The sequence below is a fragment of the Roseospira navarrensis genome (assembly GCF_009601025.1).
Taxonomy (GTDB): Bacteria; Pseudomonadota; Alphaproteobacteria; order Rhodospirillales; family Rhodospirillaceae; genus Rhodospira; species Rhodospira navarrensis.
Genome location: NZ_WIVE01000031.1, coordinates 1 through 26,488 on the forward strand (window position 1 = coordinate 1; position 26,488 = coordinate 26,488).

At 70.9% G+C, this 26,488-nt stretch carries 23 protein-coding genes and 1 pseudogene; 14 read left to right on the forward strand and 10 right to left on the reverse strand.

The genetic code is table 11. The features are described from left to right. Positions 1-191: pseudogene (locus tag GHC57_RS19555) on the forward strand (IS110-like element ISEc32 family transposase); the annotation flags it as partial. Between the two features lie 191 nt (positions 192-382). Beyond that, positions 383-973 carry a hypothetical protein gene (locus GHC57_RS10780; protein ID WP_153344054.1) on the forward strand — a complete coding sequence of 197 codons (591 nt, stop codon included), beginning with the start codon at positions 383-385 and terminating at the stop codon, positions 971-973. Positions 974-982: 9 nt separating this feature from the next. Here the strand turns inward: GHC57_RS10780 and GHC57_RS10785 are convergent, their stop codons facing one another. The 6 genes from GHC57_RS10785 to GHC57_RS10810 are packed head-to-tail and all read right to left on the reverse strand — an operon-like array spanning position 983 to position 5,506. Beyond that, positions 983-1,750 (reverse strand): TlyA family rRNA (cytidine-2'-O)-methyltransferase, encoded by a 768-nt coding sequence (locus GHC57_RS10785; protein ID WP_170294828.1) that lies wholly within the window; start codon positions 1,748-1,750, stop codon positions 983-985. Continuing rightward, entirely contained in the window at positions 1,747-2,460 is a 714-nt protein-coding gene (dnaQ, locus tag GHC57_RS10790) for a DNA polymerase III subunit epsilon (RefSeq protein ID WP_170294832.1), read from the reverse strand. Before dnaQ ends, GHC57_RS10785 begins: the two co-directional genes overlap by 4 nt. Then, positions 2,460-3,134, reverse strand: a complete 675-nt coding sequence (gene coaE / locus GHC57_RS10795; protein WP_425500669.1) for a dephospho-CoA kinase — start codon at positions 3,132-3,134, stop codon at positions 2,460-2,462. The genes dnaQ and coaE overlap by 1 nt, the downstream gene beginning before the upstream one ends. Then, entirely contained in the window at positions 3,131-4,027 is an 897-nt protein-coding gene (locus GHC57_RS10800) for a shikimate dehydrogenase (RefSeq protein ID WP_153344058.1), read from the reverse strand. The genes coaE and GHC57_RS10800 overlap by 4 nt, the downstream gene beginning before the upstream one ends. Further along, complete coding sequence (locus GHC57_RS10805; protein WP_153344059.1) at positions 4,024-4,659, reverse strand: Maf family protein; 636 nt, start codon at positions 4,657-4,659, stop codon at positions 4,024-4,026. Before GHC57_RS10805 ends, GHC57_RS10800 begins: the two co-directional genes overlap by 4 nt. A gap of 7 nt (positions 4,660-4,666) precedes the next feature. Beyond that, entirely contained in the window at positions 4,667-5,506 is an 840-nt protein-coding gene (locus GHC57_RS10810) for a pyruvate, water dikinase regulatory protein (RefSeq protein ID WP_153344061.1), read from the reverse strand. 580 nt (positions 5,507-6,086) lie between these two features. Between GHC57_RS10810 and hemE the strand changes: the two genes are divergently transcribed. Genes hemE through hemJ form a run of 3 tightly spaced genes read left to right on the forward strand, consistent with a single transcriptional unit; the run spans position 6,087 to position 8,828 of the window. Further along, entirely contained in the window at positions 6,087-7,157 is a 1,071-nt protein-coding gene (gene hemE / locus GHC57_RS10815) for a uroporphyrinogen decarboxylase (protein WP_170294829.1), read from the forward strand. 60 nt (positions 7,158-7,217) lie between these two features. Next, a complete protein-coding gene (gene hemH, locus GHC57_RS10820; RefSeq protein WP_153344063.1) occupies positions 7,218-8,327 on the forward strand; it encodes a ferrochelatase in 1,110 nt (369 codons plus the stop codon). Between the two features lie 42 nt (positions 8,328-8,369). Further along, entirely contained in the window at positions 8,370-8,828 is a 459-nt protein-coding gene (gene hemJ, locus GHC57_RS10825; protein ID WP_246152262.1) for a protoporphyrinogen oxidase HemJ, read from the forward strand. Positions 8,829-9,555: 727 nt separating this feature from the next. Here the strand turns inward: hemJ and GHC57_RS10830 are convergent. Then, positions 9,556-10,260 (reverse strand): Crp/Fnr family transcriptional regulator, encoded by a 705-nt coding sequence (locus GHC57_RS10830; protein ID WP_343031158.1) that lies wholly within the window; start codon positions 10,258-10,260, stop codon positions 9,556-9,558. A 472-nt stretch (positions 10,261-10,732) separates the two neighbouring features. Between GHC57_RS10830 and GHC57_RS10835 the strand changes: the two genes are divergently transcribed. The 3 genes from GHC57_RS10835 (at position 10,733) to GHC57_RS10845 (ending at position 13,666) form a co-directional block, all read left to right on the forward strand. Then, positions 10,733-12,181 (forward strand): cobyrinic acid a,c-diamide synthase CobB, encoded by a 1,449-nt coding sequence (locus GHC57_RS10835; RefSeq protein ID WP_343031159.1) that lies wholly within the window; start codon positions 10,733-10,735, stop codon positions 12,179-12,181. Positions 12,182-12,395: 214 nt separating this feature from the next. After that, positions 12,396-12,935 carry a YcgN family cysteine cluster protein gene (locus GHC57_RS10840; RefSeq protein WP_153344065.1) on the forward strand — a complete coding sequence of 180 codons (540 nt, stop codon included), beginning with the start codon at positions 12,396-12,398 and terminating at the stop codon, positions 12,933-12,935. A gap of 2 nt (positions 12,936-12,937) precedes the next feature. Then, a complete protein-coding gene (locus tag GHC57_RS10845) occupies positions 12,938-13,666 on the forward strand; it encodes a M48 family metallopeptidase (protein ID WP_343031160.1) in 729 nt (242 codons plus the stop codon). Between the two features lie 31 nt (positions 13,667-13,697). Here GHC57_RS10845 and GHC57_RS10850 read toward each other — a convergent pair whose 3' ends face one another. After that, positions 13,698-17,342, reverse strand: coding sequence for an AsmA family protein (locus GHC57_RS10850; protein WP_170294830.1), 3,645 nt, complete (start codon positions 17,340-17,342; stop codon positions 13,698-13,700). Between the two features lie 353 nt (positions 17,343-17,695). On the opposite strand from GHC57_RS10850, the gene GHC57_RS10855 reads away from it, so the two are divergent. The 4 genes from GHC57_RS10855 (at position 17,696) to GHC57_RS10870 (ending at position 21,808) form a co-directional block, all read left to right on the forward strand. Then, positions 17,696-18,649 (forward strand): acetyl-CoA carboxylase carboxyltransferase subunit alpha, encoded by a 954-nt coding sequence (locus GHC57_RS10855; RefSeq protein WP_153344069.1) that lies wholly within the window; start codon positions 17,696-17,698, stop codon positions 18,647-18,649. A 55-nt stretch (positions 18,650-18,704) separates the two neighbouring features. Next, positions 18,705-19,238, forward strand: coding sequence for an L-2-amino-thiazoline-4-carboxylic acid hydrolase (locus tag GHC57_RS10860; protein ID WP_153344071.1), 534 nt, complete (start codon positions 18,705-18,707; stop codon positions 19,236-19,238). Then, complete coding sequence (locus GHC57_RS10865; RefSeq protein WP_153344073.1) at positions 19,235-20,425, forward strand: M20 aminoacylase family protein; 1,191 nt, start codon at positions 19,235-19,237, stop codon at positions 20,423-20,425. The genes GHC57_RS10860 and GHC57_RS10865 overlap by 4 nt, the downstream gene beginning before the upstream one ends. Before the next feature lie 357 nt (positions 20,426-20,782). Further along, entirely contained in the window at positions 20,783-21,808 is a 1,026-nt protein-coding gene (locus tag GHC57_RS10870; protein WP_170294831.1) for a porin, read from the forward strand. A gap of 294 nt (positions 21,809-22,102) precedes the next feature. Here GHC57_RS10870 and GHC57_RS10875 read toward each other — a convergent pair whose 3' ends face one another. Continuing rightward, positions 22,103-23,080 (reverse strand): HpcH/HpaI aldolase/citrate lyase family protein, encoded by a 978-nt coding sequence (locus tag GHC57_RS10875; protein ID WP_153344077.1) that lies wholly within the window; start codon positions 23,078-23,080, stop codon positions 22,103-22,105. 496 nt (positions 23,081-23,576) lie between these two features. On the opposite strand from GHC57_RS10875, the gene GHC57_RS10880 reads away from it, so the two are divergent. Next, positions 23,577-24,386, forward strand: a complete 810-nt coding sequence (locus GHC57_RS10880) for an IclR family transcriptional regulator domain-containing protein (protein ID WP_343031162.1) — start codon at positions 23,577-23,579, stop codon at positions 24,384-24,386. Here GHC57_RS10880 and GHC57_RS10885 read toward each other — a convergent pair. Then, positions 24,383-25,129: a thermonuclease family protein gene (locus GHC57_RS10885; protein ID WP_153344082.1), complete on the reverse strand. Its 747-nt coding sequence runs from the start codon at positions 25,127-25,129 to the stop codon at positions 24,383-24,385. The genes GHC57_RS10880 and GHC57_RS10885 overlap by 4 nt on opposite strands. Before the next feature lie 328 nt (positions 25,130-25,457). On the opposite strand from GHC57_RS10885, the gene GHC57_RS10890 reads away from it, so the two are divergent. Then, positions 25,458-26,477 (forward strand): lysylphosphatidylglycerol synthase transmembrane domain-containing protein, encoded by a 1,020-nt coding sequence (locus GHC57_RS10890; protein ID WP_153344084.1) that lies wholly within the window; start codon positions 25,458-25,460, stop codon positions 26,475-26,477. The last annotated feature ends 11 nt before the right edge of the window (positions 26,478-26,488 follow it).

A 26,488-nucleotide genomic window follows, 5' to 3' on the forward strand; every position in this document is an offset into this window, starting at 1 on the left:
GCGCCTTGCGATCCAAGCTCTTCATGGCCGCGCTCTCCGCCGTGCGATACAACCCCGACCTCAAGGCCTTCTACGAACGGCTTATCGGAAACAAAAAGACACCAAAAGGCGCACTCCTCGCCGTTGCCAGAAAGCTCGTCACCATCGCAAACGCGGTCCTCCGGCCTCAGCCCGAACCCGCCACAAACTGAGTTGATGACACACTTTTAATAGAGAGTGTCATCCTGAGCGCCCTACGGGCGCGAAGGATCTCGTGATGGGGCACGAACCATGACACCCCTGTCATCCGGATTCGCAGCCCTGAACGCCACCGCCCGGTCGATTGCCATTCCGGGAGCGGTATGACAAGCTGGTCTCACCCGCCACGCCCGGATCCTCCACCATGTCCGACACGCCCTGCGAGGGCGGACCGCCGGTCCCGCTCGACGATCTGGACAAACAGTTCCTGCTGGAACAGTACAGGACGTTGCGCGAGGAAATCAAAGCCATCAAGCACCGCATCTTCGGCCTGACCTCGGGCACGGCGATCATCGTCCCGACCCTGAACTTCTTCTCGGTCCAGCGGGACTATATCGTGATCCTGATCCCGCTGCCGTTCATCATTGCGGCCCTGGCCCTCAACTACATGGCCGAACGCAATGCGGTCATCCGGGCCGGCTATTTCATCGCCCACCATGTCGAGACCCGCTTTCCTCAGGTCCCCGGCTGGGAACGCTGGCTGGAGGCGGAGGCAAAGAACCGCGAGGTCGGCCGGTGGGAGAAGATCGGCTTTCTCAGTCTGTTCGTCATTCTGTATCTGCTGGCCGCCGCCACCTCGTTGCAGACCATCTGGGAGTCCCGGATGTCCTTCCTCAGCCTGGAGAACATCCGCACCACGCTGTGCGCGGCGCTGGCGATTCTTTATCTCTATGTGGGCTATCGGGTGGCCGGATTCTTCTCGCGCGGCATCAAGATCTCGACGACGACCTGGTGATCGTCGAGATCACATATCCCGATCCATCCGGGCGCCGATCAGGAATTCCACGTTGCCCTCGGGGCCGGTGATCGGGCTTTGGGTGATCCCCAGCACCGCCCAGCCCGGCAGGCTCTCCAGCCACGCGCGGATCGTGTCGCAGACCTCGGCGTGCAGGGCCGGGTCCCGGACCACGCCGCCCTTGCCCACACGCTCCCGGCCTACCTCGAACTGCGGCTTGATGAGCGCCACCAGCGCGCCGCCCGGCCGCACACGGTCCAGGGCCGCCGGCAGCACGGTGCGCAGGCCGATGAAGCTGGCGTCACACACCACCAGATCGACGGGATCGGGGATGGTTTCGGCCGTCAGGTGGCGGGCGTTGGTGCGCTCCATCACCACCACGCGGGCGTCGGTGCGCAGTGTGTGGGCCAACTGGCCATAGCCCACGTCCACGGCGTAGACCTTCGCCGCCCCCCGACTGAGCAGCACGTCGGTGAACCCGCCGGTGGACGCGCCCACATCCAGGCAGACGCACTCCGCCGGGCCGAGCCGGAAGGCGTCCAGCCCGGCGACCAGCTTCAGCCCGCCGCGCGAGACCCACGGATGATCCTGGCCCTTCAGGGTCAGCGGCAGATCCTCGGCCACCTTCTGGCCGGGCTTGTCCAGGCGGCGCGTCTCCGAGAACACCAGGCCCGCCATCACGAGGGCCTGGGCGCGCGCCCGGCTCTCCACAAGGCCGCGATCGACCAGAAGCTGGTCGAGCCGCAGCTTGCCGGGTTTGGCGGGACGCTCGGTCACGCGCCCTCCGCTCCCGCCGCGTCCCGCATCCAGATCGGGTCCTTGAGGCCGGCGATGAAGGCGACGTGGGCCGCGCGCTCGGCGTCGGTTTCGCGGTGCGGGCGCGGTTCGCGATAGGGCCGGGGGATGCCGCCCGACAGCCCGCCAACCGCTCCGCCCCCGGCGTCCGCCGGATCGGCGGCCAGCCGCAGCCCCGGTTCCCGCCCACCGATCAGCTCCAGATACACCTCGGCCAGCAGCTCGCTGTCCAGCAGCGCCCCATGAAGGGTGCGGTGGGCGTTTTCGATCCCGAACCGGCGGCACAGGGCATCCAGCGAGGCGGGCGCGCCCGGATACTTTTTCCGGGCCATCTGCACGGTGTCGATGGCGCGGTCAAAGGGCAGCGGATCGCGCCCCATGCGGGTCAGTTCCGCGTTCAGGAATTTCATGTCGAAGGCCGCGTTGTGGATCACCAGCGGGGCATCGCCGAAGAACGCGAGCATCTCTTCGGCCACCTCGTGGAACAGCGGCTTGTCGGCCAGAAAGTCCAGGGTCAGGCCGTGGACGCGGGCGGCGTCCTCGGGCATGTCCCGTTCCGGGTTCAGATAGACGTGGAACGTCTGCCCGGTCGGCATGTGGTTGACCAGCTCCAGGGCGCCGATCTCGACCACCCGGTGGCCTTCGTCCGGATTGAAGCCCGTGGTTTCCGTATCGAGCACCACTTCGCGGATCATGCTTCGCCCTCCGCTCTCAACCGCCGCACCAGAGCGCGCACCTGCCGATAGGCCGGGGCCATGCCCCGCCCGGTGTTCACGACGACATCGGCCCGGCGGCGTTTCTCCGGCTCGGCCATCTGCTTCGCCCGCACCTGTTGCAGCCGCTCCGGCGTCATGCCGGGTCGGCCGAGCACCCGTTGCGCCTGGAGGAACGCGGGTGCTGTCACCAGAAGCACGGCATCACAGCGGCGCTCGCCGCCGGTCTCGAACAGCAGCGGCACATCCAGCACCACCAGCCGCCGCCCCGCCAGGGCCTGTCGACGGAGAAAGGCGTGTTCCGCCGTTCGCACGCGGGGGTGCAGAATGCCCTCCAGCCGACGCAACGCCGCATCATCGCCGAACACCTGGCGCGCCAGCACGGCCCGGTCCACCCGGCCATCCCGCACGGCGTCCGGGAACGCGGCGGCGATGGCCGGCACAGCCGCGCCGCCCGGTCCGGTCAGCGCGTGCACGGTGGCATCCGCGTCGTGGACCGGCACATGCAGCCGCCGCATCATGCGGGAGGCGGTGCTCTTGCCCATGCCGATCGAGCCGGTCAGACCCAGCACCACCATGCGCCGCCCGCCCAGGCGCGGCCCCGCCGGACGTCGCTGATGCCGCCGGGACCGCCGCGCGGCGCCGATCCTCATGACGGGCCGTCCTCCAGCACCACCCGGCGAAGATCGTCCGTCACCTCGGGGGCCACGCCGAACCAGGCCTCGAACCCCGGCCGGGCCTGATGCAGCAGCATGCCGAGGCCGTCCACGACCGGGTTGCCCCGGCCGCGCGCCATGGCCAGCAACGGAGTCTCCAGGGGCGCATACACCAGATCGGTCACCAGCGCGTCCGTCGGCAGCGGCTCCAGATCCACATCCAGCGGCGGTTGCCCCGCCATGCCCAGCGAGGTGGTGTTGACCAGCAGACCCGCATCCATCATGGCCCGGCTGCTTTCGGACAGGGGCGCGCAGACGATCCGTCCGTCCAGGGACCCGGCCAGCGCCTCGGCCCGGTCCATGCTGCGGTTGAGAAGGCGAATCTCCGGTGCGCCGGAATCCAGCAGCGCCACGCAGACCGCCCGCGCCGCGCCGCCCGCGCCCAGCACCACCGCCGGTCCGCGCGAGCCCCGCCAGCCGGGCGCACCCTGGCGCAGGTTCTCCAGGAAGCCGAAGCCGTCGGTGTTGTCGCCGTGCAGGGTGCCGTCCTGTTGCACCACCAGCGTGTTGACGGCCCCGATGCGCCGCGCCCGGTCGGTCAGGGTCTCGCAGGCGGCCAGGGCGGCTTCCTTGTGAGGCACCGTCACATTGGCCCCGACCAGTCCCAGGGCCGGCAGACCGGCGAAGGCCGCCGCCACCCGATCCGGGGGCACCGCCAGGGGCACGTAAGCCCCATCGATGCCGTACCACCGCAGCCAGGTGCCGTGCAGCCGGGGCGAGCGTGAATGCGCGACCGGCCAGCCGGCCACGCCCGCCACCCGGGTTCGCCCGGTCAGGAAGGGGGGAGCGGCGACGCCCGCCAGGGGCGCGTTGTCGTTGGCCAGGGTCATGCGCACAACAATCCCTCGGTTCGAAGCAGGGCCAGCAGCGGCAGCAGCGGCAGGCCCAGGATCGTGAAATGGTCGCCGGTCACCGCGCTGAAGAGCTGCAGGCCCGGACCCTCGATCCGATAGCCGCCGACACTGGTTGTCACGGTGTCTCCCACGGCCTCCAGATAGGCGTCAAGAAAGGCCGGCGACAGAGGCCGCACCGTCAACGTGGCCGCGTCCGCGACCGCGCCGACCACCCGGCCGTCGCGAACCAGCACCGCCGCGCTGACCAGCCGGTGCGGCCGTCCCGCCAGCGCCAGAAGCTGGGCCCGGGCGGCCGCCCGGTCCACGGGCTTTTCCAGCCAGGCGCCGTCCTCGGTTTCCAGCATCTGGTCCGCGCCCAGCACCAGGGCGCCCGGGTGATCCGCCGCCACGGCCATCGCCTTGGCCTCGGCCAGGGCCTGGGCCGTCTGGTCGGTGGGTGTGCCGGCGCGGCGCGCCCGGTCGCGGATGGCGGCTTCATCCACGGGTGCGGCATGAACCCCGGCGAGCGGTACGCCGACCGCCGCCAGCATGGCGCGCCGGGTGGCGCTGCCGGACGCCAGAATGAGGGGCGGCCCGTCGGCGGCCGCCAGGATCGGGGCCGGACTCATCCGCGTCTCATCCCCGCTGGCTCTTGGCCTGCTCGATGCGCTGCATGATGCCGGCCGCGACTTCCTCGATGGACTTGCGGGTGACGTCGATCACCTGCCACCCGCGCGAGGCGAACAGCCGCCGCGCCCGCGCCACCTCGTCGCGCACCAGCTCCTCGTTGGCGTAGTCGCTGTCGATGGGCTCGTGCATCACCCGCAGGCGGGTGCGGCGGATGTCGGCCAGGCTGCGCGGCTCGCGCGTCAGGCCGATGATGAGCGGCTTGGTGCCGGGCATGGCCATGACCACTTCCGGCACCGGAATCCCCGGAACCAGCGGGATGTTGACCGCCTTGTAGCCCTTGTTCGCCAGATACATGCAGGTTGGCGTCTTGGAGGTGCGCGAGACCCCGAGCACGATCACGTCGGCCTCGGCCAGTCCCTCCAGAAGCTGCCCGTCGTCGTGGGCCAGCGTGTAGTGAATGGCGTCGATGCGCTTGAAATAGGCGTCGTCCAGGGTGTGCTGCCGGCCGGGATCGGTGCGGAACTCCGCCTGGAAGTAGTGCTTCAGCATCTCCATCACCGGATCGAGCACGGAGACGCAGGGCACCCCCAGCTCGCGGCAGGAATCCTCCAGCACGGCGCGCACCTCGGGGTCCACCAGCGTGAACAGCACCACCCCGGGGTTGGCCTCGATGCCCTCGATCAGGCGGCGGATCTGCCCGGGCGTGCGCACCAGCCACCACATGTGCTGCTTGACGCGCGGAATCGAGTCGAACTGCACCAGGCAGGCGCGCACCGCGCTGCTCACCGTCTCGCCCGTCGCGTCGGAAACCAGGTGCAGATGATATTCGGTCACGGCGGACCCCATAAAGCGGGACGGAGCAAGACAGGGACACCACGCGGCGGGAGGCCCACCGCGCCGGCCGGCCGCGACGGCCAACCCGAGAGAGTCCGGGAACGGGACCGGGGACATCCCTGTGGACGACTCCCGGCCAAGTGGGGATAACGGGCCGATCGGTCCGCGCCCGTGTTTTTTACCCCGGTTTGGAGCGCGGGTCACCCCTTGCCTGTCCCCATGGGGATGACGCCCGACGAAGAGCGGGCATCCCGGGGACAACCCGCCGCCACGGGCCCGCCATCCCCGCCATTCGGGCACAGCCCGACGGATGCGCTAAAACCGTTTCAGACCAGGGCGTTACGCGAATATGCTCCCCCGTTTATCCCCAGGGTTCTCCCCCGGACGCCGAACCGGGCGTCCGGATGCCCCCACGGCTGGGCATGACGATGGGGATGGCCGGGGATCCCCGGTTTTCCACCGCCCAACAACCTCTCCATCCCTTTTCTTTATTTCCTTAACTGTTTAGAAGGAGGGGCCGACGCGAACGCCCGGACCGGACCGGCCGGGCCCCGCATTCCGATCGATCGTCCCGCTTTCCGGAGTTGAGACCGTGTCCCAGACCCCTGCCGCGCCGTCCTCCAAACCGTTCCTGCGTGCCCTTGGCGGAGAGGCGGTCTGGCCGCCCCCGGTGTGGCTGATGCGGCAGGCGGGCCGCTACCTGCCGGAGTACCGCGCCACGCGGGCCGACGCCGGCGGCTTCCTTGACCTGTGCTACACGCCGGATTTCGCGGTCGAGGTGACGTTGCAGCCGCTGCGCCGCTACAACTTTGACGCGGCGATCCTGTTCTCTGACATCCTGGTGGTGCCGCACGCCCTGGGCCAGCACGTCGCCTTCAAGCAGGGCGAGGGGCCGGTTCTGGATGCCCTGAAGGACGAGGCCGATCTGGCCAAACTGGACACCGGCCGCGTGCTCGATCACATGCGGCCCGTGCTGGAGACCGTCGCCGGCCTGTCGAAGGCCATCCCCGAGACCACGGCCCTGATCGGATTCGCCGGCGCGCCCTGGACCGTCGCCACCTACATGATCGAGGGCGGCGGCTCGAAGGACTTCGCCACCACCAAGGCCTGGGCCTATGGCCGGCCGGACCTGTTCGCCCGCCTGATCGACACCCTGGTGACCGCCACCGGCGACTACCTGATCGCGCAGATCGATGCCGGCGCCGAGGCGATCCAGATCTTCGACACCTGGGCCGGGGCGCTGCCCGAGGCCGACTTCATGCGCTGGGTGGTGGATCCGATCGGGCGCATCGCCGCGCGCATCCGCAGCGAGCGGCCGGGCGTGCCCGTGATCGGCTTCCCAAGAGGGGCCGGGGTGTTGTATCCCACCTTCGTGCGCGAGACCGGCGTGGTCGGCGTCAGCCTGGACACCAGCGTGCCCTGCGACTGGGCGGTGGAGGCCGTGCAGCCGCTGGCCGTGACCCAGGGCAACCTGGATCCCATCCATCTGGTGGCCGGGGGCGACGCCCAGGATGCCGCGACGGATCACATCCTGCGCACGCTTTGCGGAAAGAATCCGCATATCTTCAACCTCGGTCACGGCATCGTACCCCAGACCCCGCCCGAGAATGTCGCGCGTCTGATGGAGCGAATTCGCAATGCCGCCCGTCCGGTGGAGGCGTAAACAGACGGCCATACGGCCGGGTCCGGACCGGAGACCCGGCACGATGGCGCGGGAGAGGTCATGAGCCGACTGGCGGTCGTACTGTTCAATCTGGGTGGGCCGGACAGCCTTGATGCGGTCAAGCCCTTCCTGTTCAACCTGTTCAATGATCCGGCGATCATCGGCGCTCCGGCGCCGGTGCGCTGGCTGCTGGCGCGTCTGATCTCGGGGCGGCGCGCGCCAATCGCGCGCGCCATTTACGAGCAGATCGGCGGGCGTTCCCCGCTCGTGGCGCAGACCCAGGCCCAGGCCGATGCCCTGACCGAGACCCTCACGGCCCGGCAGCTGGGCAGCGAGGTCGGCGTGTTCATGGCCATGCGCTACTGGCACCCGCTGACCCGCGAGGCCGTGGACCAGGTCAAGGCGTTCAAGCCGGATACGGTGGTGTTGCTGCCGCTCTACCCGCAATACTCGGCCTCGACCAGCGGGTCATCGCTGAACATGTGGGTGAAGACGGCGAAGCGGCGCGGGCTCAAGGCCGAGACCCACACCGTGTGCTGCTACCCGACCGAGCGCGGGTTCGTCACCGCGCTGGCCGAGCTGACCCGCGCCGGGTTCATCGAGGCCAGTGCCAAGGCCACGGGTGCGGTGCGACCGCGTGTGCTGTTCTCGGCCCACGGCCTGCCCAAGGTGAGCATCGAGCGCGGCGATCCCTATCAGAGCCAGGTGGAATTGACGGCCGCCGCCATCGTCGAGGAAATGGGGTTGCCCGACCTGGACTGGGTGGTGTGCTACCAGAGCCGCGTCGGCCCGCTGGAGTGGATCGGACCCGACACGGATTCGGAGATCGAGCGCGCGGGTCACGACGGCGTGCCGGTGGTGGTGGTGCCGCTGGCCTTCGTCTCGGAGCACTCCGAGACGCTGGTGGAACTGGACATCGAATACGGCGAGCTGGCCGAGTCCAAGGGCGTGCCCGGCTATGTGCGCGTGCCGACGGTGCAGGCGCGGGGTGCCTTCATCGACGGGCTGGCCGATCTGGTCGAACGCGCGGTGCGTCCGGCCGAGGGCGACGGCTGCCTGATCGAGGCCGGCCCGGCCCGGGGCCGCCTGTGCTCCGAGGTGGGCGCGCGGGTGTGCGACGGGAAATGGGCGCAGTGTCCGCACGTGCCGAACAAGACCACGGATTCCTAGACACCAATACCCTTAGCCAGAGGCAGAAGAAGGACGCGGCGAATGGACTTTCTGGATTTCATGACCCTGTTCGGGCTGTGGGACTATTACCTCTGGATCAAGGCTTTGCATGTCATCGCCATCATTACCTGGATGGCCGGTCTGTTCTATTTGCCCCGCCTGTACGTCTATCATGCCATGGAAGAGCCCGGAACGGCGATCTCCGAGCGCTTCAAGGTGATGGAACGGCGCCTGCTCAAGGCGATCATGAACCCGTCGCTGATCGTGGCCGTGGTCACGGGTCTGCTGCTGTGGGGACAGTTCCTGACCCAGGGGTGGTTTCACGTGAAGCTCTTGATGGTCGTCGGCCTGCTGGCCTGCCACGGCCTGTACGCCCGCTGGCGCAAGGATTTCGCGGCGGATCAGAACAAGCACTCGCACAAGTTCTATCGGGTGTGGAACGAGGTGCCGACGCTGATGATGCTCATCATCATCCCGATGGTGATCGTCCGGCCGTTCTAGGATCAATGGTGAGAGGGTCTGATACCGCCCGGCCTATGACGTGACTTGAAAGGCCGGGCGGCTGGTGCGACTGCACCGGCGCCGCGAAACGGCGTCTGGCTTTTGCCCTGACGAGTCAGGACAAAAGCCGGCCAGTATGACGGTCGCGGCCCCTCTCGCGTCATCCTGAGCCGCTGAAGGCGGCGAAGGATCTGGAGAGGCGAGGTGACTCAGGGTCGGGATTCGCACACGCCGGCCCGAGATCCATCAGCCGCTCCGCGACTTCAGGATGGCGGTTCATCGCTGCATTGCGAGGCCGTAGGGTTGCGATACCCGGACTCCTCCCTCATTCATAAGCTATCACGTTCACACTTTTTCGAAGGAAAGCGGCCGTCTTCGGCAAGAGGATGGACCACCAAGACACCAATGTGCCGGACGGGTCTTGCAGCCCCGTCCGGACCGTTTCGCCCAAGGGATGGGGATGATAACGCTCCGGGCGGGAGTACAACTGCCGCCCGGCATCATCCAACGTGTCAGTCCGGCGCACCAAAAGCCTCGAAGAGCAAATCCCGAGCGATCTGGACCAGATCGCGACGACGATTTGCTTCAATATCAATATTCTAGAGCATTTTGCGCGACCCAGGAGTCGTGCAAAATGCTCTAACCCCCAACGGCATCTTCGAGTCCAGACATGGCAAAGGCCCTGGACCGGCTCACGGTTCAGGGCCACTTGCGTGGCGACGGGTCCTTAACTTCCGGCGATGCGGGTCAGGGCCTCGACGTCGCAGGTATAACGGTTGGGGCCGGTCTCGTTCAGGATCCCGGTGCGGCGGAACTCGGCCACGATGCGGCTGGTGGTCTCGGTGGTCACCCCCAGCATGGCGCCCATGTCCTCGCGGCCGAACAGGGTGCAGTCGCTGCCGTCCGTGCCGTCCAGCAGCAGCAGCAGCAGGCGCGCCACCCGCGCCTTGGCGTTGCCGGTGGACAGGCTGGTCAGCCAGGCGTCGGCCTGCTGGACCGAGCGCTGCCAGCGCTGCATGAGCTGGGCGTGCATGCGCGGGGTGCGCTCCGCCAGCCGGTTGACGATCTCGCGCGGAATGCGGCAGGTGCCGGTGGGGCGCAGCGCGATCGCCGTGTGCTCGTAGTTCAGGCCGAGCAGGCTTTCCATGCCGGCGGTGTCGCCCGGCCGCAGCAAACGCACGATGCGCTGGCCGCCGTCGGCCAAATAGCTGACCAGCTTGACCAGCCCGAAGCGGACGGTGAACACCGCCTGCCCGGGATCGCCCACATGATACAGCGCCGTGCCGGTCTCGAAATCGATCTCGTCGATGGGCAGGTGGATGTGGGCGAAGTCGTCTTCCTGGAGGTCCGCGAACAGCGCGGATTCCCGGATGCCGCAAGCCAGGCATTCGACCTGACCCCGCCAGGCGGCTTCAATGGCTTTTCCCCGCACCGAGGAACTCCCTCCGACCCGCGTCAAGATCCGGTCATGCGGCCGGAGGAGGCTTGTCGGGCCGGGCGGTCCCTGACCGGCCGGCTCGGCCCGCATCCCACGCACCGGCACCCATGTCCTGATCGCACCCTACCGCAAGGCGGAGCGGGCGTCCAACGATCCCGGAGGCGAACCGACCGGAATGGGGTCGGGCGGGCCGGCCGGCGCGGGTCTATCCGACCAGGGCATGTCCGAGCACGGACCACAGGATCAGAACGACGAACAGCATGGCGAGGGCGAGCCCTTCCCCGATCATGGCGGTCAGAGTCATACTGGAGCCTCCCGGTTGGGGGATCGGTCGGGACCGGCCGATCCTGTTCCTCCTATGTTCTGCTCCGAGGATGAGAACATCGGGCGAACACGCCGTCAAGTCGGTCCGTGACCGTTTTTGTCTCCCTCTCCGTCGCCCCATCGTCGTTGTGATCGAGGTTCCGTGTCGCTGTCCCCGTCCTCTCCCGCCTCCGCCCCGGGTCTCGTGCTGGCCGCGCCCGCCAGCGGGTCCGGCAAGACCACCGTGACGCTGGCTCTGATCCGGGCCCTGACCCGCCAGGGCGTGCGGGTCGGGGCCGCCAAGGTGGGGCCGGACTACATCGACCCGGCCTTTCACGCCGCCGCCGGCGGCCGGGCCTGCGTGAACCTGGATGGCTGGGCCATGCCGGATCCCCTGCTGGAGGCGCTGGCGGCCCGGCTGGCGGCCGACACCGATCTGGTGCTGTGCGAGGGCGTCATGGGCCTGCTGGACGGGGCCGTGGCGCCGGGGCAGCCGGGCCACGATCCGCGCGCGGACGGCTCCACCGCCGCGCTGGCGGCCCGCCTGGGCTGGCCCGTGGTGCTGGTGGTGGACGCCAGGGGCATGGCGGCCTCGGCCGGGGCGGTGGTGCGCGGCTTCCGGGATGTCCGACCGGACGTGACCGTGGCCGGCGTGATCTTCACCCGGGCCGGGCCGGGGCTGCACGCCGACACCCTGCGGGCGGCCGTGGCCGCGCTGGCCCCTGGGCTGCCCGTGCTGGGGGTGATCCCGCGCGACGCGCGGCTGGCGCTGCCGTCGCGGCATCTGGGGCTGGTGCAGGCGGGCGAGCATCCGGATCTGGACGCGTTCCTTGAGCACGCCGCCGATCTGGCGGCCGCGCATGTGGATCTGGCGGCGCTGCGGGCGCTGGCGCGGCTTGCCGTGTCGCCCTCGACGGTCCCCGACCGCGCGCCGCGGCTGCTGCCGCCGCCGGGCCAGCGCATCGCCATGGCCCGGGACGAGGCCTTCGCCTTCGTCTATCCCGCCCTCCTGGACGGCTGGCGGGCCGAGGGGGCCGAGGTTGTCCCGTTCTCGCCTCTGGCCGACGAGGCCCCGGCCGCCGACGCCGATGCGGTCTATCTGCCGGGCGGCTATCCGGAGCTGCACGGCGGGCGTCTCGCCGGCGCGTCCCGCTTCCTGGGCGGTCTGCGCGCCGCCGCCCACCGGGGCGCGGCCGTGTTCGGCGAGTGCGGCGGCTACATGGTGCTCGGGCGCGGCCTGGAAGACGCCGATGGGCGGCGCCACGCCATGGCGGGTCTGCTGCCGGTCGAGACCAGTTTCGCCCAACCGCGCCTGCATCTGGGCTATCGGGCCGCCGTCACCCTCGCCGAAACGCCGTTCGGGCCCGTCGGCACCCGCGTGCGGGCGCATGAGTTCCACTACGCCCGGGCGGTCCAGGAGGATCCCGCCGCCGGGGCGGTGTTCGCCGTGCGCGACGCGCGCGGCCGCGATCTGGGCACGGTCGGCCGTCGGGTGGGGTCGGTGGCGGGCTCGTTCATGCACCTGATCGCGAGGGAGGACCCGGGGATGTCAGGGGCACACGCTCACGGTTACAAGACGGCGCTTTCCTCACCATCGGAGCCCGCCTCTTGAGATCCCTCGTCTCGCTCCGCTCGCTCGGGATGACGAAACAAAACGGTAGGATGTCATCCTGAAGCCGCGACGCGGCTGAAGGATCTCGAGCGCGGGTCTCCAACCGGGCGCAAAGACCAGACCAGCGGGAGCGATCCCCTTCACCGGACCCTGTTGCCCTGGCGGGCGCGTGATCGCTCTTGCGCCCGGGCCCGCGATACGGCGGAATGGCGCCATGACCGCACCCGCCCACAGCCTGCGCCGCCTGCGCTGCCTGCTCGGAGAGCGGCGCGACCCCGCCCCCTCCAGGCGGGCCGCGCCCCTGCATCCGGACGACCCGTCGCGCCCGTTCTGGGAGCGCAAGACCCTGCGCCAGATGACGGAGGCGGAGTGGGAGAGCCTGTGCGACGGCTGCGGCAAGTGCTGCCTCAACAAGCTCCAGGACGAGGACACGGGCGCGCTGGCCTTCACCAACGCCGCCTGCAAGCTGCTGGACCGGCAGTCCTGCCGCTGCTCGGACTACGCCAACCGCTGGGACTTCGTGCCCGACTGCGTGAAGCTGGGGCCGTCGTCGGTCGGGCGGCTGGCGTGGCTGCCCTCCACCTGCGCCTATCGCCTGCTGGACGAGGGCCAGCCGTTGCCGTCCTGGCATCCGCTGCTGACCGGCGATCCGGAGAGCGTGCACCGCGCGGGCATCTCGGTGCGCGGGCGCGTGGTCTGCGAGACCTCGGTGGATGACCTGGAGGATCACGTCGTGGACTGGGAGGACCTGTAGCCGTGCGCCTGTGGCCGGCGCGGGCGGCGCCCGATCCGAAACCGGACGCGGTGGTGGTCGGCGACCGCGCCGTGCCGCTGGTGGTGCGGGTGAACCCGCGCGCCCGGCGCGTGGCGCTGAAGGTGGATGCCGCCGCCGGGCGGGTCGTGCTGGTGATCCCGCACAAGCGCGACGAAAAGGCCGCGCGCCGCTTCCTGCACAGCCGCACCGACTGGCTGCACGCCGCGCTGGAGCGCCTGCCGCCGGCGATCGCGCTGACCGATGGGGCGTCCGTGCCGCTGGGTGGCGTGCCCCATACCGTCCGCCACTGCCCGGACGCCCGGCGCGGGGTCTGGCTGGAGGACGGGGAGATCCGCGTTTCCGGTCAGGCGGAACACTTGCCCCGCCGGCTGCGCGACTGGCTGAAGGGGCAGGCCCGCGCGGCCATCACGGCCCGCGTGGCGGTCCATGCCGAGGCGCTGGGGGTCACCCCCGGACGCATCACCGTCAAGGATACCCGCTCCCGCTGGGGCAGTTGCGCGGCCTCCGGCGCGCTGAGCTTTTCGTGGCGGTTGGTGATGGCGCCGGACTGGGTGCTGGACTACGTGACCGCGCACGAGGTCGCCCACCTGCGCGAGTTGAACCACTCGCCCGCCTTCTGGCGCCATGTGGAAACGCTGGCGCCCGGTCTGCGCGGCCCGGCCCGCGACTGGCTGCGCGACCACGGCGCGGCGCTGCACCGGGTGGGGTGAGAGCGGCGGCCGTCGTCCGATCGTGCGAGGACTATTCCCGCGGGATCAGGCCGCGCAGCAGGTCATCAATGATCTGGTCGGGCGTCGGGGCGGCCGGCGGTGGCTCGGCCGGTGCCGGTGCCGCTTGGGTGTCCGTCGGTGGGGCTTCGGCGGGTTCGTCTCCGCCGGGTTCGTCCCCTCCCTCGGGCAGCAGGCCGCGCAGCAGGCGGCCGGCCTCGTCCTCCAGGGTGTCGCGGTCGAGCCGCAGCCGCCCGGTCTGCAGGGTCACGGTGGGCGCATCCAGATCGCCGCGCACGGCAATGGGCAGGGTGTCGGGCAGGCGGATCACCCGGCCCAGCGCGTTCTGCAGCGGGCTGTCCGACAGGTCGGCCACGCCCGAGGCGTCCACGGTCCAGCCGATCAGGTCCACGACACCGGAGAACTCGCCCTCATACAGCGCGCTGACCAGCCGCAGCGGATCGAAGGCCAGCCGCCCGTCGTCGATGGTGAAGCGGCCATCCAGGTCGGCGAGGCGCTGGGCGCGGTCCAGGTCGCCCAGCACCGACCCGGCGAGGTCGTTGAGCGCCCCGATCGGCTCCAGCACACCCGCCAGCGCGGTGCCGCGCACCTGCCCGGCGCGCACGTCCAGGTCGGCCAGGGACAGCGTGCCGTCGCCCGTCACCGCGCGCACCAGATCGGCCATGCTGGTGCCCGCGCCGGCCAGATCCAGCACCAGCCGTCCGGTGCCGGCCGAGCCCACCGCGCCGTCCAGGCCGGGCAGGCGGCCCACATCGAAGCCGGAGACCTCCAGGTCCAGGTCGTAGGAGGCCGGCGACCCCGCCACCACGGTGAGCGTGCCGGACGCATCGCCGCCATAGAGCTGCCCCGTCAGGCGCTCCACCCGCAACACGCCGTCGGCGAGCCGCGCCGTGATGTCGGCGTTGTCCAGGGCCGTGCCGGCGTACACCAGGGCGGTGGAGCGCAGCGCGATGTCCGCATCCAGCAGGGTGAGGGCGGACAGGTCGATGGGCGCCGTGGACCACGCCACGGGCCGCGCCGCGGCGTCCGCCGAGGGGGCGGGGACGGCGGCCCGACCGACGAACGCGGCCGGGATGACCCGCGCGGCGCCGGGCGCGGGCGTCTCCGGCCGGCGGGCTTCGCGTCGGGGCGGCAGGAAGGCGTCAATCGGCAGCCGGGTGGTGCTCAGGCCCGCCGCCACGTGCGGCCGTCCGCCGCTCAGGGTCACCCGCGCCTGCCCGGTCACGCGGGTGTCGCCCACGCGCAGGTCCAACCCGTCGAGCGTGACCGTGTCCAGGTCGCCGCGCGCCTGGGTGGTCAGCGCCACCGGCCCCAGCGGGGCCCCGGCCGGGGCGTAGGCGGGGGCGAACAGGCGGACCAGCCGCACCGCCTCCGGGTGCCGCAGATCAATGGCGAGGTCATAGGTCGGCGCGGCGCCCAACGGGTCCTCGATCCGGCCGTTGGTGTCCAGGCCGCCGTCGGGCGTGCGGGTCGCCGTGGTGATGTCCACCGCCTGCGGTGTGCCGGTCAGGGTGACGGACTGGGTGATGGCCCCCAGGTCGCGCAGCGCCGGGGGCAGCTCCGTGCGCAGCAGACGCGCCGAGCGGGTCGGGTCGTCCGCCGCCACGGTCACGGTCAGGGCGTCGGCCCGGGGGGTGCCGCCGAAGCCGGACAGGCTGCCCCTGGCGGTCACGCGGGCGGCCGCGACCCGCTCGATTTCAAACGTGGCCAGGGTCAGGCGGCCATCCACCAGCGACCCCTCGGCCCGCACCCCGGTGAGCGGCAGGGCGTCCACGGTCAGGGTGCCGAAGGACAGGCGGATGTTGGCGTCCACGTCGTTCAGCGGGGCGAGGGGCGCGAACGCGGCCTCCAGCGCCTGGGCGGCGCTCTGGGCGGGGGCGGTCTCTGCCGGAGCGCCATCGGCCGCCGGGTCAGCCTCCGCAGTTTCCGCAGGTTCCGCAGGTTCCGCCGCCGCCGCCGGCTGCGTGGCGGGGCGATAGGCATCCAGGTTCAGGGTGTCCACCGACAGGTTCACCCCCAGACCCAGCCGGTCGCCGGGCCGCAGCGCCAGCGCGCCGGTGGCCCTGGTGGTGTCCAGCGTCAGGTCCAGGTCGTTCAGACGCAGGGCGGCCGGGTCGCCCTCCACCTGGGTGGACAGGGAGAACGCGCGCAGGCGGTCGTCCGGCACGTCCTGCACCGGCACGCGCAGCCACGCCAGCACCTCGCGCAGGTTGCCGGCCGTGGCGGAGACGGTGGCCGAGACCGTCGGTCGTCCGTCCCGGGCCGTCAGCGTGCCGTCCATGCCCACCCGCGAGGCGCCGGGCAGGGCGGCGCCCGCCTCGGCCACGGTCAGCACGCCGTCGGTCAGGCGCGCGTCCAGGCTGATCTGGCGGACCACCTCGCCGCGCCAGGTCAGGGCGTCGGCCGTCAGGTTGACGCGCGCGCTCAGGGCCGGGGGCAGGGCGAAGGCCGTCCCCGCCGGCGGTGAGGCGGGTTCGTCTGTCGGGGCCTCCGGCGGCTGAGTGGTCTCCAGGGATGGCGCCGCATCCGGTTCGGCTGTTTCCGGAGCCGGGTCCGGGGCCGCCGCGAGCCACGCGTCCACATCCAGGGCCCGCAGCCGGATATGGGCGTCGATCGCGGGACCGCCGCCGGTCCCCTCCAGGGCCACCGACAGGGTGCCGCGCGCCTCCGCCTCGCCCAGGGCCACCTGCAGGTCGGAGAGCGTGCCCTCCGGCCCGCCCGACCCCACGGCCAGGGTCAGGGCGCCCTCGACCGAGAACGGCCGCCCCGCCAGCGCCGCCACGCGCGGGGGCAGGGCGTCGCCCCCGCCCAGCGCGGCCAGGGTGGCGGTCAGGGAGTCGCCGGCGGCCAGACCCTCGCCCGAGAACGTGGGCCGCGACCCGCCGAGGCCGGCGACCGATCCGCTCAGTTCCAGGGTGGCGGCGGTATCGGGCAGCAGAAGATTGGCCTGCAGCGAGGTGTCCCGGCCCGGGGAGACGGTGCCGGCCAGGATGTCGAAGGCCACCGGGGTGGCCGCCACCTCGGCATCGCCGGACAGCCGCACCGGCCCGCGCAGGCTTTCCGCCGACAGGTCCATGCGGATCGCCTCGGCGCGAAACTCGGCGCCGCTCGCCTGGTTCTTGAAGACCGCCAGACCGTTTTCGATGCGCACGCTGTCCAGGCGGACGGTCAGGCCGCCACCGGAGAGGCCGGGCGCCGCGCCGTCCTCACCCGAGCCTGCGCCCGAGGAGCCGGGCACGGCCGGGTCGGCGATGGCCGCGCCGTTGCCCGGTCCGCCGAAGGTCCAGTTGGCGCGGCCGTCCTGCAGCCGCTCGAACAGCACGACCGGGTCGATCACCCGGATCGAGCGCACCCGGATCTCGCCGGAGAGCAGCGGGGCCAGGTCCACGGCCACCTTCAGCGCGCCGATGCGGGCCATGTCGCGGGTGGAGCCGCCGGGGACGTTGCCCAGGCGCACGCCCTCCACCGACAGCGTGGGGGCGGGCAGAATCCGGAAGGACAGATCGCCGTCGATGCCCACGGGCCGGCCGGTGGCGGCGGCGATGCGATCGGCGATCCGTTCCCGCCACGGGTTCCAGTCGATGAACGACGGGGCCACCAGCGCGGCGCCCAGCGCCACGACCAGCAGGATCCCCAGGATCAGAAGCAGCCTCTTCACCGACAACGCTCTCCCGCGCGGTCCCCGGGCGCACGAAGTGCGCGCGGCGCCGGGGGGTGGTCCGGACAACACCGGGATGGTACCCGGATTTCCCAAGACGGCAAAAGTAGCCGGGACTCCGTGGCCACAGGGTCCCGGAGGCGTGGTTTTGGTGCAACAGTCCCCCGCGTCAACCGGGCATCGGTCCGACCGGGTCGCCGGGGCCCGCCTTGTTCCCGCAGCAGACCATTTTCCGGTTCCGGCGGCGGGTGCGGCGTGATAGACGCTGGGTCCCGCTTCGGGGGGCGGCCGCGTCGCCGGCCGGCCCGCCGGCGCGGCCCACCCGTTCCCTGACCGCACCGTGGGACGCCCCCATGCGATTCCTGGATTTCGAACGCCCCATCGCCGAGCTGGAAGGCAAGATCGCCGAGCTGCGCCATCTGGGCGACGCCGACGGCATGAACATCGTCGAGGAGGTCGCGCGCCTCCAGCAGAAGGTGGAGCGCCAGCTTCAGACCACCTACGCCAGGCTGACGCCCTGGCAGAAGACCCACGTGGCCCGCCACCCGGACCGGCCGCACTGCCTGCGCTACATCAAGCGGCTGATCGACGACTTCACGCCGCTGGCCGGCGATCGCTCGTTTGCCGAGGACGAGGCCATCGTCGGCGGCCTGGGCCGCTTCCGGGGTCAGGCGGTGGTCGTGATCGGCCAGGAGAAGGGCCACGACACCGAAAGCCGGGTGAAGCACAACTTCGGCATGCCGCGCCCCGAGGGCTACCGCAAGGCCCAGCGCCTGATGCGCATGGCCGAGCGCTTCGGGCTGCCCGTGCTGACGCTGGTGGACACCGCCGGCGCCTTCCCCGGCAAGGGCGCGGAGGAACGCGGCCAGGCCGAGGCCATCGCGCGCTCCACCGAGACCTGCCTGGACCTGCGCGTGCCGCTGATCGCCTGCGTGATCGGCGAGGGCGGCTCCGGCGGCGCCATCGCCCTGGCGGCGGGCAACGTTGTGCTGATGCTGGAACACGCCATCTATTCCGTCATATCCCCCGAAGGCTGCGCCTCCATCCTCTGGCGCAGCGGCGACAAGGCCCAGGACGCGGCCGAGGCGCTGCGGCTGACCGCGCAGGATCTCGAAACGCTCGGCGTGATCGAGGAGATCGTCAAGGAGCCCCTGGGCGGCGCGCACCGCGACCCGGAGGCGGCCATGGACGCCGTGGGCGAGGCCTTCGAACGGCATCTGGCCGAGCTGATGCCGCTGTCGGGCGACGTGATCCGGGCGCGCCGGCGCGCCCGCTTCCTGGCCATCGGACGCCAGGGCTTGAGTTGACGCGGACGGGCCTGCCGGATCGGGGCCTGTTCCTCCGATCCGGAAAGGCCCCGCCATGACCGAGACCCAGTCCCGCCCGGCCCTGTCCATCCTGGAGCGCCGCCGCATCGAGGCGGAGTTCGCCCGCGAGATCCATGACTCCATGGTCGCGCACGTGGGCGAAGAGGCCGCCCGGGCCATCCTGACCGATGCCGTCACCCGCATGGCCGAGCGCACCGGCGCCGCCATGGCGGCCGAGGACCGCGCGCACGGGCCGGTCACCCTGGAAACCTTCGCCGAGCGCCTGAAGCTTTGGCAGCAGGACGACGCCCTGTCGCTGGAGGTCCTTGACCGCGCACCCGACCGGCTCGACTTCAATGTGGTGCGCTGCCGCTACGCCGAGCTGTACGAGGACCTGGGCGTGCGCGGCATCGGGGACATCCTGTCGTGCAATCGCGACGGGCAGTTCATCTGCGGCTACGATCCGCGCATGACCCTGACCCGCACCCAGACCATCATGAAGGGCGCCTCCCACTGCGATTTCCGGTACCGCATGGAGGCCATGGAGGCAGAGGACGCGCCCGCCAGCCCGAAGGAGGGGACCCGATGACCCACACGGGACCGATCGACCGCATCGAGGCCCTGCGCCCCGAGATGCAGGCCTGGCGTCGCGACATCCACGCCCACCCGGAAATCGCCTATCAGGAGGAACGCACCAGCCGGTTCGTGGCCGAGCGACTCCGCGCCTGGGGCCTGGAGGTCCACACCGGCCTGGGCGTGACCGGCGTGGTCGGCACCCTGACGGGCCGCCAGCCCGGCGCCCGCGCCATCGGCCTGCGCGCCGACATGGATGCGCTGCCCTTGCAGGAGGCCAACACCTTCGAGCACCGCTCGCGCCATGACGGCCGGATGCACGCCTGCGGCCACGACGGCCACACCGCCATGCTGCTGGGCGCGGCCAAGGCGCTGGCCGAGGCGCCCGACTTCGCCGGCACCGTCCACTTCATCTTCCAGCCCGCCGAGGAGGGCGAGGCCGGCGCCCGCGCCATGATCGAGGACGGCCTGTTCCAGCGCTTCCCCGTGGAGTCGGTGTGGGGCCTGCACAACTGGCCGGGCCTGGACGTGGGCAGGTTCGACGTGCGGCCCGGCCCCATCATGGGCGCCACCGACACGTTCAAGATCACCCTGACCGGCCACGGCGGGCACGGCGCCATGCCGCATCTGGGCACCGACGTGGTGGCGGCGGCGGCGGCCCTGGTGGGCTCGCTGCAGACCATCGTCTCGCGCGCCATCAGCCCCATCGACGCCGGGGTGGTCTCGGTGACCATGATGCACGGCGGCGAGGCCTTCAACGCCATCCCGTCCACCATGACCCTGGGCGGCACGGCGCGCGCGCTGACGCAGGACGTCCAGGACACCATCGAGCGGCGCATGGGCGAGATGGTCCACCACATCGCCGCCGCGCACGGGGTCAAGGGCGCGTTTCATTACCAGCGGCGCTACCCCGCGACGGTCAACTGGCCGGACGAGACCGCGCTCGCGGTCGAGGTCATGCGCTCCATCGTCGGCCACGACAACGTGGATCCGGACGGCCTGCCGACCATGGGCGGCGAGGACTTCGCCTTCATGCTGCAGGAAAAGCCGGGCTGTTACGTCCGCCTGGGCGCGGGGCCGGGCCAGTCGGGCTGCATGCTCCACAACACCGGGTACGACTTCAACGACGACATCCTGACCCTGGGCGCGACCTATTGGGTGCGGCTGGTGCATCGCCTGCTGGGCGGAGACTCCGCGGGCTGATCGCCCCGCCCCGACCCCGCGGAAGACCCGCCGGACCGGCGCGCGGCGGCGGGCGGTTCGGCGTCGCCGCGGGGCCGGCTCAGGCGGCTTCTGTGCGCACACCGCCAGCCCTCTGATTCCGCTGCCGAAATCGCCGTCAGGCGCGGCGGCGTGCACAAGACCCGATACGAAGTGTTGCGCCGCCGCCACGCCCCTTGCATTTGCGTGCTTCCTCGGCAGCACCAGCGTTGACGAAACCGGCTGCCGCATGGCTTTATCCGAATGCGAACCCGGCGAGACCGGCGGGAATTCTGCCTTTCGGTCCAGCTCCCAGATAAACTGGGCCGCAACAGTCAGGCGAGAGTGAGAGGAGAAGTCATGAAAAAGGTCCTTTTCGGCACGACGGCCCTGATTGCCGCTGCCTCCTTCGCGGGCTCGGCCTATGCGCAGCCGATTGAGCTGAGCATCGGCGGCAAGCAGGAAATGTTCTTCGGCTTCGGCGACGTGAACGACAACGCCGGTGAAGAGTGGTCCAACACCGGCATGGCCACCGACACCGAGCTGTACTTCACCGGCTCGACCACCCTGGACAACGGCATCACCGTGCGTGCCATCATCCAGCTCGAGGCCGAGGACAACGGCGACCGCAACGCCGACGAGCAGGCCATCCAGCTCTCCGGCGGCTTCGGCGCCCTGCAGATCGGTCAGCGTCAGGGCTACGTCGGCCAGATGCAGTACACCTCCCCGAACGCCGGCGGCGTCGTGGGCTGGGACGACTACGAAGGCTGGCTGGAGTTCAGCCGCAACGTCGGTGACAACTACTACACCGACGACGACCTGAGCGTGTCGTACGTCACCCCGTCGTTCTTCGGCTTCTCCGCGGCCGGCACCTACGCCCCGGACAGCTCCAACAACGACGACAGCGCCTTCGAAGAGTGGAACACCACGGGTTCCGCCTACAAGGACCTGATGGCCGTCGGTCTCGCCTTCGACAACGAGTTCAGCGGCGTCGGCATCCACGCGGACGTGACCTACAACTACCAGTTCGGCCCGGGTGCGACCAACGATCGCCAGCTGGTCCGTGGTGGCGCGGCCGTGTCCTACATGGGCTTCGAGGTCGGCGGTGCGTACGGTCACTGGCTGGTTGACGGCACCGACAACGACGCCGAGTTCTGGAACGCTGGCGCCAGCTACCAGAACGGCCCGTACGGCGTGGCCTTCGTCTACCAGAGCGGCTGGTACGACGCCGGCAACGTGGATCAGGACAGCTTCCAGTTCTCCGGCAACTACGCGCTGGGTCCGGGCATCGACCTGGGCGCCGCCGTGTTCCACGGCAACGAGGAGCGCGCCGGTCCCGACCGTGAGACCACGGGTGCTCTGATGGCGATCGGCCTGTACTTCTAAGGCTGATGGACATCTGCGGGGATCCTTCGGGATCCCCGACCGGAAGGGAGGAGCCTCGGCTCCTCCTTTTTCGTTTGCGCGGGGTTCGTTCGGGTGGGGTCGATCCGCCGGGGTGGCACCCAGGGCAACGGGCTCAGGGGAACGGCATCGCTCTTCCAGGTCTTTGCAGCGGGTCGGAGACCTGCGCGCGGTGCCAGATTTGAAGAATGGGCGCCCCAAGGGCGCCCGGGGCGGGTGAGTCGCACTCACCCGCCGTTGGTATAAAGCCGCCCCTCTGCTCAGCGCCGCTCCGGTTCAGCCGCCGGAGATCTGCGCGGCCTTGTTCACCAGGACTTCGGCCTGCTTGATCGAGGCGATGTCGATCAGCTTGCCATCCAGGGTCACCGCGCCCTGGCCGGCGCGCTTGGCGTCTTCCATGGCCTGCAGGATGGCCTTGGCCTTGCCGATCTCCGCCTCGGACGGCGAGAAGATGTCGTTGGCCAGGTCGATCTGGGTCGGGTGGATGGCCCACTTGCCCTCGCAGCCCAGCACCATGGCCCGGCGCGCCTGGGCGGTGTAGCCGTCCTGGTCCTTGATGTCGCCGAAGGGGCCGTCCACCGGGCGCAGTCCGTGGGCGCGCGCCGCCACCACCATGCGGGCGATGGCGTAATGCCACATGTCGCCCCAGTGATAGGCGCGGCTGCCGTCCTCCAGGGTGTCGGTCAGCACGCCGTAATTGGGGTTCGGCCCGCCGATGCCGACGGTGGCGGCCTTGGTCGAGGCCGCATAATCCGCGACGCCGAAGTGCAGGCTCTCGTTGCGCTTGGAGGCGGCGGCGATGGCGTCGATGTTGGCCATGCCGAGGGCCGATTCGATAATCATCTCCAGGCCGATGCGCTTCTTGGCGCCGGTCGCGGCCTCGATCTGCGAAATCAGGCAGTCCACCGTGTAGACATCGGCGGCGGTGCCCACCTTGGGGATCATGACGAGGTCCAGCGTGTCGGGCGCGCCCTCCAGCACCTCGACCAGGTCCCGATACATGTAATGGGTGTCCAGGCCGTTGATCCGCATGGAGATCGTCTTGCCGCTCCAGTCCAGATCGTTCAGGGCCTGGATGACGTTCTTGCGCGCCTTGGCCTTTTCGTCCGGCGCAACGGCGTCCTCCAGGTCCAGGAAGACCACGTCGGCGCTGCTCTGCGCGGCCTTTTCCAGGAAGCGGGGGCTGGACCCCGGCACCGCCAGTTCGGAACGGTTCAGGCGCGCGGGGGCCTGCTCGAAGACGGTGAAACTCATGACGGACCTCCAAGTTCTTGGCGGGCCGGAATGGCCGCCGGTCGGCCTCCGGTCCCCTGTTTGAATGATACCAGCGGCGGGTGAGTGTGACTCACCCGCCCAGCGGCACCGGCCCTCTCCCCCACCCGGCTACCCACGACAGTATCCTTGGGGTGGCCGGGTGGGGGAGAGGGCCGGCTACGGACTACAACGGTCATCGTCAGATGCCGTTGGTATGACTCTGCATCCGACCCGTTGGGACGGGTGGGATGCAGCCGGCCCGACCGGGCCGGCGCGGCGCAGCCGCGTCACGCCTTGATCCTGACGGGTCAGGATCAAGGCAAACCAATATGAATGGCTTTTCCACCATATGGAAATGACGGCATCGGACCCGGGTCCGCTCCGCCTATGCTGGGCGCCCGCCGCCAGAGACGGAAGGACTGCCCATGCTGCACTGCCAAAACGCGCCTGACTATCACAGAGTCCGCCACTGCGGAAAGGCTCCAGGGGGCCTCGGGTGACCGGCGCGCCCCGGACCGGCCGGAGGAGCGAGGGCGGCGGCGTGCAGTCCGTGCGCCGCGCCATCGCCGTGCTGAAGGCGCTGGCGACCGCCGATGAGGGCCTGACCCTGACGGAGGTCTGCCAGGGGGTCGGTCTGCCGGCCTCCACCACGCACCGTCTGTTGACCACGCTGCAGGACGAGCGCTTCGCCCGCGTCGATCCGGCGACCGGGCTGTGGTCGGTGGGGGTGGAGGCGTTCAGCGTCGGCAACGGGTTCCTCCGCGCCCGCGATCTGGTGGCCATGGCCCGGCCGGAGATGCGTCAGCTCATGTATGACAGCGGCGAGACCGTGAACCTGGCGGTCGAGGACGACGGCCAGGCCACCTATCTCGCGCAGGTGGAATGCCGGGAGATGATGCGCGCCTTCGCCAAGCCGGGCGCGCGGGTGCCGCTGCACTGCTCGGGCGTGGGCAAGGCGCTGCTGGCGGCCACGGACGGGGCGACGGTGCGCCGCCTGCTGGCCGAGCGACCGCCGGTGCGGGCCACCGCGCATACGCTGGCCGACGAAGGCCGGCTGCTGGCGGACCTGGAGGCGACGCGCGCGCGCGGCTACGCCATCGACGATCAGGAGCACGCCATCGGCCTGCGCTGTGTGGCGGCCGCGATCCGCGACGAGCACGGCGCGCCGATGGCGGCGGTCTCGCTGTCCGGTCCCGCGGCGCGCATCACCGATGCGCGCGTGCCCGCGTTGGGGGCGCTGGTGGGCCGGGCGGCGCGGGCGCTGACCCTGCGCCTGGGCGGGGTGATCCCTGACGCCCCGGCTTAATCCTCTCCCATCAACACGGTGAAGGGGGACCGGCGCCAGCCGTTGGCCTCGGCCGTGTCGTCGCTGCAATAGCGGGTCACCACCGCGTCGTCCGGAATGTCGGCGTACCCGGGGTCGAGCGGCACCATGTAGATGCCGTGGCCGTCCGGGTTCATCAGCGCCTTGATGGGGCAGGGCGGCGCGGCCTCGGCCACCGGGTCGTCCGGCAGCCGGCCGCCCTTGCGCCAGCCGTGCGGGTGCACGAAGTCGGTGCCCCACACGCCCAGGCCGCCGGCGCGGGCGCTCTCTTCCGCCTCGCGGTAGCGCGCCGGGGCATCGGCGAGCGTGACCGCCAGCCCCTGCGCCAGCAGGACCAGCGCCAGATCCTTCTTCTCGTCCAGGGCGCAGTTGGCGAAGCGCTTGTCGCCGCCATCGGCGGCCGTGGACTCCACTTGCCGACAGATCGGCGGTGTCAGGGACAGGCCGAGCAGGCGGTGCAGCGCGAACGCCGCATCCTTGCCGCAGGGCATCCAGCGCCCGGCGCGGCGGCACCGCTGGCCCAGTTCCGGTGCGTCGATGCCGTGCAGATGATAGACGCCGTCGGGTAGCTGGATGGTGTCGCCGTCGATGACCACGGCATCCGGGCCGGCGGCCCGGGCCGGCGGGACCAGTCCGGCGGCCCCCGCGACCAGGCCCGCCAGTGCGGCGCCGGCGGCCGTCAGACCCACGGCCAGGGCAAGGGCGCGGAGACTCCAGCGCCGCACCCGCGGTCCGCCCGGGGGCGTGCGGGCCGTACGAGGTCTGCCGCCCGCTTTTCCGTGTGCCCCCGTGTCCATGATCGGCGTGCTCCCGTCGTCTTCGGTCCGGTCCCGTACCGGCGCGATCGGAAGGCGCGACTCCCGATCCGCAACCAATCTCCCACCCATGTGGTCACTTTAGGGCCGACATGGGGCGGCGTCCATAGACCCGCCGGGCGATTCGGGTGCGCGCCGGGGGTTTTCGCGCCGCCCGGCGCGCGGTACATGGTCCGGGTCCATCGGGGCGGCGCGACCCGCTCGCCACGTCAGCCCACAGTCCGGAGGTGCCCCGCCCATGTCCACCGAGTCGGCGCGTGAGCCCCGTCCCTGGCGCGCCATCGCCTGGCGGGTCGGTCTGGCCGCCGTGGTCGTGGCCGGGCTTGCCGGCTGGCTGCTGGCGCAAGGGGCGACCGGGGATTTCGTAGAGGCCCTGGCGACCACCGATCCCGTGATGGTGCTGCTGGCGATGGCGGTCTATCCCTTCATCACGGTCAGTCGGGCGCAGCGCTTCCGGGTCGCCCTGCGGCTGATGGCGCGGGGCGGCGCGCCGATTCCAGAGGCCTCGCTGTGGACCCTGGTGCGGGTGGCGGCGTTTCATTCCGTGCTGGCCTCGCTGGCGCCCATGCGGCTGGGCGAGCTGTCGCTGGTGCCGCTGCTCCACCGCATGGCCGGCGCGCCCATGACGGCGGGCTCGGCGCTGCTGATCCTGCTGCGGATGATCGATCTGCTGGTGGTGCTGTCGGCGGGGCTGGTGGCGCTGGCGCTGCTGCCGGGGGCGCGGGCGGCCGTGCCCGAGGCGGCGCCGATCGCCGGCGCGGTGGTGCTGGCGCTGCTGGGCGGCTTCGCGGTGGCGCCGCCCGTGGCGCGGCGGCTGGCCGGACTGACGCCGTTCGGTGGCGGCCGCCTGGGCCGCCTGTGGCAGGCGCTGATGGAGGCCATGGCCAGCCAGACGCCGGGCCGCGTGCTGATCCAGATGGCCTGGACGGCGGTGATCTGGGCCCAGATCTTCCTGATGGCGTGGCTGTGCGCCAACGCCACCCCGGCCGTGGTGGGGCTGGCGGGCGGCGTGGCGGGCGGCTGCGCCACGGCGCTGGCCTCGGTGCTGCCGGTGAGCACCTTCGCCAACGTGGGCACGTTCGAGGCGGCCTGGATGCTGGCCCTGGTCCCGGCCGGCCTGAGCCAGGCCGAGGCGCTGGCCACCGGCATCGTGTTCCACGTCGCGGGGCTGGCCGGGTCGCTGGCGTTCGGGCTGCTGGCCCTGGTGGGCGGTCGGCCGGTCGGGTTTCGCCGCGCCGACGTCACAGTCTCGCGGTAGGTTCATACCAG

Excerpts from the sequence above, each read along its gene's own strand:
- GHC57_RS10780 (WP_153344054.1), top strand. The coding sequence starts at position 383 with ATGTCCGACACGCCCTGCGAGGGCGGACCGCCGGTCCCGCTCGACGAT.
- coaE (WP_425500669.1), bottom strand. The coding sequence starts at position 3,134 with ATGAGGATCGGCGCCGCGCGGCGGTCCCGGCGGCATCAGCGACGTCCG.
- GHC57_RS10800 (WP_153344058.1), bottom strand. The coding sequence starts at position 4,027 with ATGACCCTGGCCAACGACAACGCGCCCCTGGCGGGCGTCGCCGCTCCC.
- GHC57_RS10805 (WP_153344059.1), bottom strand. The coding sequence starts at position 4,659 with ATGAGTCCGGCCCCGATCCTGGCGGCCGCCGACGGGCCGCCCCTCATT.
- GHC57_RS10810 (WP_153344061.1), bottom strand. The coding sequence starts at position 5,506 with ATGGGGTCCGCCGTGACCGAATATCATCTGCACCTGGTTTCCGACGCG.
- hemH (WP_153344063.1), top strand. The coding sequence starts at position 7,218 with ATGAGCCGACTGGCGGTCGTACTGTTCAATCTGGGTGGGCCGGACAGC.
- hemJ (WP_246152262.1), top strand. The coding sequence starts at position 8,370 with ATGGACTTTCTGGATTTCATGACCCTGTTCGGGCTGTGGGACTATTAC.
- GHC57_RS10840 (WP_153344065.1), top strand. The coding sequence starts at position 12,396 with ATGACCGCACCCGCCCACAGCCTGCGCCGCCTGCGCTGCCTGCTCGGA.
- GHC57_RS10855 (WP_153344069.1), top strand. The coding sequence starts at position 17,696 with ATGCGATTCCTGGATTTCGAACGCCCCATCGCCGAGCTGGAAGGCAAG.
- GHC57_RS10860 (WP_153344071.1), top strand. The coding sequence starts at position 18,705 with ATGACCGAGACCCAGTCCCGCCCGGCCCTGTCCATCCTGGAGCGCCGC.
- GHC57_RS10865 (WP_153344073.1), top strand. The coding sequence starts at position 19,235 with ATGACCCACACGGGACCGATCGACCGCATCGAGGCCCTGCGCCCCGAG.
- GHC57_RS10870 (WP_170294831.1), top strand. The coding sequence starts at position 20,783 with ATGAAAAAGGTCCTTTTCGGCACGACGGCCCTGATTGCCGCTGCCTCC.
- GHC57_RS10875 (WP_153344077.1), bottom strand. The coding sequence starts at position 23,080 with ATGAGTTTCACCGTCTTCGAGCAGGCCCCCGCGCGCCTGAACCGTTCC.
- GHC57_RS10890 (WP_153344084.1), top strand. The coding sequence starts at position 25,458 with ATGTCCACCGAGTCGGCGCGTGAGCCCCGTCCCTGGCGCGCCATCGCC.